This is a genomic window from Empedobacter brevis NBRC 14943 = ATCC 43319 (assembly GCF_000382425.1).
GTDB lineage: Bacteria > Bacteroidota > Bacteroidia > Flavobacteriales > Weeksellaceae > Empedobacter > Empedobacter brevis.
Map to the genome: position 1 here is coordinate 130,407 of NZ_KB908300.1, position 6,276 is coordinate 136,682.

4 protein-coding genes and 2 rRNA genes are annotated in these 6,276 nt (G+C 32.6%); 4 read left to right on the plus strand and 2 right to left on the minus strand.

The window, feature by feature from the left end:
* The first annotated feature begins 87 nt into the window (after window positions 1–87).
* From H277_RS19210 to lysS, 4 genes are all read left to right on the plus strand, one after another.
* Complete coding sequence (locus tag H277_RS19210) at window positions 88–1,464, plus strand: DNA recombination protein RmuC (RefSeq protein ID WP_019976340.1); 1,377 nt, start codon at window positions 88–90, stop codon at window positions 1,462–1,464.
* Window positions 1,465–1,495: 31 nt separating this feature from the next.
* Window positions 1,496–2,434 (plus strand): hypothetical protein, encoded by a 939-nt coding sequence (locus H277_RS0114510; RefSeq protein ID WP_019976341.1) that lies wholly within the window; start codon window positions 1,496–1,498, stop codon window positions 2,432–2,434.
* 77 nt (window positions 2,435–2,511) lie between these two features.
* Window positions 2,512–3,492: a hypothetical protein gene (locus tag H277_RS0114515; protein ID WP_019976342.1), complete on the plus strand. Its 981-nt coding sequence runs from the start codon at window positions 2,512–2,514 to the stop codon at window positions 3,490–3,492.
* A 108-nt stretch (window positions 3,493–3,600) separates the two neighbouring features.
* Entirely contained in the window at window positions 3,601–5,301 is a 1,701-nt protein-coding gene (gene lysS / locus H277_RS0114520; protein ID WP_019976343.1) for a lysine--tRNA ligase, read from the plus strand.
* A gap of 436 nt (window positions 5,302–5,737) precedes the next feature.
* Here the strand turns inward: lysS and rrf are convergent.
* A 5S ribosomal RNA gene (gene rrf / locus H277_RS0114525) occupies window positions 5,738–5,846 on the minus strand.
* Window positions 5,847–6,040: 194 nt separating this feature from the next.
* Window positions 6,041–6,276 (minus strand): 23S ribosomal RNA (locus tag H277_RS0114530); the annotation flags it as partial.

A 6,276-nucleotide genomic window follows, 5' to 3' on the forward strand; every position in this document is an offset into this window, starting at 1 on the left:
AAGTAAGTCCTTTTTTATTGAAATAAATATTCGATAACGTCATATGATGTCGGATAAAATTGTTCCTTTGTTTAAATTTTCAAGATCATGAACAGTGCAATTATTCTGACAGCCATCCTTTTCTTTATCATTGGAGCAGTTATTAGTTTTTTATATTCAAAATCAAAAGCTAATGCAGCAATTATTGGAAATGAAGTAAAATTCCAAGAACTTCAAAAACAATACGATTCGTTGAAAAATGATTTTTTAGAAATAAAAGATGATGCCAATTTCAATTTGGATCAATGGCAAAAAGAGCGCGAAAAAAATACAGAATTGACTGTCCGCCATCAAGAAGCAATGAAAGCTGTTGAAGAACAAAAATCGTTTATACTCGAAACCAATGAACGGTTAAAAGAACAATTTGAAGCACTTTCTGCTCAAGTTTTACGAAGTAACAATGAACAATTTCTTGATTTAGCAAAGACAACATTAGACAAACATTTTTCTGATTCGAAAAACGATTTGGAAAAGCGCCAACAAGCAATCGATTCTTTAATCAAACCATTAAATGAAAGTTTAAATAAATTTGATGGAAAAATTTCTGAAATAGAAAAAGCACGTGAAGGTGCCTATTCTGAAATTAAAGTTTTTTTGGATGCTATGCGTGGAACAACTGACAAACTACAAAAAGAAACCAATACATTGGTCTCTGCACTTAAAACGTCTCACACCAGAGGTAAATACGGTGAAATTGGCTTACGCCGGGTTGTAGAATTTGCCGGTATGTCTTCTTTTTGCGATTTTGAAGAACAAACTTCTGTTCAAGCTGAAAATGGGTTACTTCGCCCGGATTTGATCGTTAATCTTCCTGGAAATCGAAAAGTTATTGTTGATTCAAAAGTTCCTTTAAATCAATATATGCTTGCTTTTGAAACCGAAGACGAAGGTCTAAGAAAACAACATTTGCAATTGCATGCGAAAGCCGTACGCGAACATCTAAAAAATCTGAGTTCTAAAGCTTACTGGAATCAGTATACTGAAGCGCCGGATTATGTGGTGATGTACTTGCAAATTGAAAGTTCTTTTGGTGCAGCGTTAGAATTGGAGCGAACTTTGATAGAAGATGCATTAAACAATAGAATAATTATTGCAACACCAACTACTTTAATTACAATGCTTCGCACAATTGCATTTAGCTGGCAACAATTAAACGTTGCTGAAAATATTTATCAAATGCGTGATGCAGGAATCGAATTATACAATCGTGTGAATGTTCTGATACAACATTTAGCCACTGTTGGACACAACCTCAATCAAGCAACTCAGAGCTACAATAAAGCTGTTGGTTCGCTTGAAAACCGCTTTATCCCTCAGATTAAAAAGCTGAAAGAAATTGGTGGTACATTGATGGAAAAAGAAATTTCGGAAACGAAGCCTATTGACACAATGATTCGTTCAATAAATAACGTAGATATTCAATAATCATTCTATATTTGTACAACTATTAACGAGAATGAAAACAAGTCTATTTACCTTGATTTTACTATATTCTCCTGCAATTTTTGCGCAGGTAAATTTCGAAGAAAAATCTGTTCAGGTAAAACCAAATTTAGAATTAAATAAAATCTACAACTATTCTTTTACTGATCGTAATTTTTCGATTTCGGTAAACGATACAGTTTCTAAAGTTATCAACCAATCCAATAAATCGATGGAATTGATTGATAAAAATGATTTTGCCAATAAATATACCTTTATAAACGGGAAAAATCAATCCAATGATCCGGACGAATTTTACCGTGATTTTATCAACAACTCTGAAGGAATAGAATATCAATTTACAACAAATCCTTCCGGAGAATTTTTAGAATTATTGAATATTCCCCAAATTGAAGAGAAATTACTTAAGATAACCGATAGGCTTAGCAAGCAACGCAAAAAATCAGACGATTATAAGGCTAATATTGCCTACATTGAAGAAATGGTAAAATCGAAAACATATGTTCCTTATGTTTTTGAACAGGAGGTACATGTATTCAATTATTTCAATGGGCAATATTTCAGATTAGGAGAAAATTATGAAGGGAAATCTGTCCAAGAAAACATTTTTGGATTCCCTATTTCTTCTACCACAAACACTTATCTAAAAGATATCAATAAAGATAAAGGAACTTACACCATTGTTTCTGATCAAAATCTGAGTAAAGATGATTTTGAAAAATTATGGGAGGAAATGGCGTATTATATGCTGAATGATGCAAAATTGAATCTTTCTCAAGAACAAGTAAAAAAAGAGATTAAAAAATATTCGGAGACTGTAGAATTAAAAGTAAAATTTGAAAACACCTATAATTTAAATTCTATCCTATTAAAATCTGAATATTTATTCAGTTTAAATATTGGTGCTAAAAAAACAGTTAATCATTTAAGTATTAAACTATTAAATAACTAAATTTTTATTTTTTAATTATTTCAAGGCTGGTTTAAGATATTTTGCTTTATTTTTGATTAAGATTGATCGCATTTAAAATGAAAGTTAAATTTACATATTATTTCCTTTTTCTATTTTTTTCGATAAGAATCTTCGCTCAGACCCCTGTTCAAGACAGTATTTCACCTGTGATTAAAAATGATTCAATTTTTGAAACTCCACGAGAAATTATAATTTCTCCAAAAATTTATTGGAACATTGGAGATGAAAAAAGATACAACGTAACGACAAGTGAGGTAAAATTAGAGGATGATACGATCGCACATCAAGAACAATATTCTTATCATGTACTTATTCAGGTCGAAAATATTTACCAGAATGAGACAATTGTAAAGTGGAATTTTAGAAATGTTCAGTTCAATTCTAAATCATTTCTGAACAACCCTTTTTCGCTAGTCAACAACGTTTCCATTTCTTTTAAAGTAGATCAAGATGGAAGATTTTTGAGTTATACCGACCTGGATAAAACTTTAAAACAATTAATTTTATCTGCTGAAGATGTAGAGAATAAATATTTGGATAATCCTACAGCGATTGCAATTATTAAAAAAAATCTTCAACAATATTCATCAGAAGAAAATATCGTCAAATTATTTGACAAAGATATTCGTCAATTTCATCATTTTTACGGAAAAAGTAATTTTACGTTAGAAAGTGCTCCTTTTGTTTATCAGTCTTACATGGACAATTTGTTTAGCACTTCTCCTACTCCTGCTACAACTGAATTGAAATTGAATGAGATTGGAATCTCTCAAACCAATTACATTATGTCGAGCTTTCAGGAAGCGGATAAAGAATGGTTGGCTAATTCCTGGTACACTTATTTGAAAGACTTAGCAACAAAATTAGGAACTGAACAACCTTCTGAAAATAGATTAAAAGACGATATCAAATATTACGTAAAAACAACTTCTCGAATCAAAGACAACGGTTGGATTTCATATAGTATCGAAACAAAGAAAGTGAAATTTCAAGATACTGACTACACATTAGAGCGTCGTTTTGAACTTATAGACTAAAACTCGCGTCGATACTGATATTTCTTACAATTATTAAATCATAAAAACTTCGTGAATCAAGATTATTTTTCATAATTTTGCATTCATTTTATATAAATTATATTCACTATGCAATTGTCTGAACAAGAAATTATTCGTAGAGAAAAACTACAACAATTAAGAGACTTAGGCGTTGAGCCTTACCCTGCCGAAGAATTCGTGGTAACTTCTAATTCGAAAGAAATTAAGGAAAAGTACGAAGAAGGAAAGGTTGTCAAACTTGCCGGACGATTGATGAGTGTTCGTGTAATGGGAAAAGCTTCTTTTGCTGAATTACAAGATAGCGAAGGACGTATTCAAGTTTATATTTCGAGAGATGACATTTCTTCATCTGAAGAAGGAATTGAGTACAATACAATTTTCAAGAAATTGATGGATATCGGAGATTTTATCGGAATTGAAGGATATGAATTCAAAACTAAAGTTGGTGAAATTTCTGTTCACGTGACAAAATTAACGTTGTTGTCAAAAACCTTACGCCCATTGCCAATTGTAAAAACGGACGACGAAGGTCACGTATTTGATGCTTTTACAGATCCAGAATTGCGTTACCGTATGCGTTACGTAGACATGGTTGTTAATCCTCACGTGAAAGAAATTTTCTTGAAACGTACACGTTTATTCAACGCTATGCGTAATTTTTTCAATGATCGTGGATACATGGAAGTCGAAACACCCATTTTACAATCGATTCCTGGAGGTGCAGCAGCTCGTCCGTTTATTACGCATCACAATGCATTAGATATTCCATTATATTTAAGAATCGCTAACGAATTATATTTAAAAAGATTAATCGTCGGTGGTTTTGAAGGTGTTTACGAATTTTCAAAAAACTTCCGTAACGAAGGAATGGACCGTACACACAATCCAGAGTTTACAGCAATGGAGATTTATGTTGCTTACAAAGATTATAACTGGATGATGGATTTCACAGAACAATTATTAGAGCACTGTGCAATTGCTGTTAACGGAACTTCTGAAGCTACTTTCGGAGAACATAAAATTGATTTCAAAGCACCTTATAAACGTGTTACAATGCGTCAAGCAATCATTGATTTCACGGGATTTGACATCGAAGGAAAATCTGAAGCCGAATTATTTGAAGCTGCGAAAGGAATGGGAATCGAGGTGAATGAAACGATGGGTAAAGGAAAACTAATTGACGAAATTTTTGGCGAAAAATGCGAAGGAAATTATATTCAACCAACTTTCATTACAGATTATCCTAAAGAAATGTCTCCATTGACAAAACAACACCGCGATAATCCAGATTTAACAGAACGTTTCGAATTAATGGTTTGTGGGAAAGAGATTGCAAACTCTTATTCTGAGTTAAATGACCCAATAGATCAACGTGAGCGTTTTGAGGAACAATTAAAATTATCTGAAAAAGGTGATGATGAAGCAATGTTCATCGACCAAGATTTTTTACGTGCTTTAGAGTATGGAATGCCTCCAACATCAGGTTTAGGAATCGGAATGGACCGTTTAATTATGTTCTTAACAAATAATCCATCTATTCAAGAGGTTTTATTCTTCCCTCAAATGCGTCCGGAAAAAACTGCACCGGCTTATGAATTGACAGCGGAAGAAACTCAAATTATCAAAATTTTAAAAGCAAATGAAAACATTGATTTGAACGAGTTAAAATCTCAAACTGCATTGAGCGGTAAAAAATGGGATAAATCAATGAAAAATTTAGCAAAATATAACTTGACTAAAGTAACTGTAGACGGCGATGTCAAAACGGTTGCATATTTAGGAGAGTAAATTATACCCTTTCATCTATTTAAAAAGTCCAATATTCTTAGAATATTGGACTTTCTTTTTTTAAGAATACTAAATGACTAATAACCTCAAAAAGATACTTCAACTCTTATTTAATCAAAAATAGATCTGTACTTTAAAATCATTTATTCTGTCCTTAAAATAAAAAGGATAGATGAATAACAGTAAATATTTTTTCTGATAATTTCTGAAGACCAGTAAAGAAATAGCTTACATGTAAGAGTACCGTTAAATAACATTTAAGATCATTTATACAACTCTTAGGAGAAGACATCAGGTATGTGAGTAGTGAGAGTGAGTAGTGAGTAGTGAGTAGTGAGTAGTGAGAGTAAAGTTAATTACTAAGATTCCTTATCTAAAACCTTTATTTTATCCCATAAAAAAGCCTCAAGTAATTCACTTGAGGCTTTTGATTAAAAACTGGCGACGACCTACTCTCCCGTAAGTAACAGTACCATCGGCGCAGGCAGGCTTAACTTCTCTGTTCGGAATGGGAAGAGGTGAGCCCTGCAGCTATAGTCACCCTAATATTTTTAAATAGGTTTTAGTTCCTATTATTTCTTTGACATTATTGTTTTATTTATTCACACAACCGGTATACTACCATAATCCAAATAAGATTAACTAACCTTCTCTATGACGATTAAATCAATATTAGTATTTAATCTTTTTATATCTTGTTGGTATCGCTACCAACTAGCTTCTGATTCGTTTTACTTTTTAGAAAAAGTCTATGGGTAATTAGTACTACTCGACTATGACATCACTGCCTTTACATCTATAGCCTATCAACGTTGTAGTCTACAACGACCCTTTAAAGAAGTCTAATCTTGCGGCGAGTTTCGCACTTATATGCTTTCAGTGCTTATCTCTTCCAAACGTAGCTACTCAGCGGTGCACCTGGCGGCACAACTGATACACCAGAGGTTTGTTCAACACGGTCCTCTCGTACTAGAG

What these genes read in the sequence shown, in the direction of transcription:
- H277_RS19210 (WP_019976340.1), top strand. Translation starts at nt 88, where the DNA reads ATGAACAGTGCAATTATTCTGACAGCCATCCTTTTCTTTATCATTGGA.
- H277_RS0114510 (WP_019976341.1), top strand. Translation starts at nt 1,496, where the DNA reads ATGAAAACAAGTCTATTTACCTTGATTTTACTATATTCTCCTGCAATT.
- H277_RS0114515 (WP_019976342.1), top strand. Translation starts at nt 2,512, where the DNA reads ATGAAAGTTAAATTTACATATTATTTCCTTTTTCTATTTTTTTCGATA.
- lysS (WP_019976343.1), top strand. Translation starts at nt 3,601, where the DNA reads ATGCAATTGTCTGAACAAGAAATTATTCGTAGAGAAAAACTACAACAA.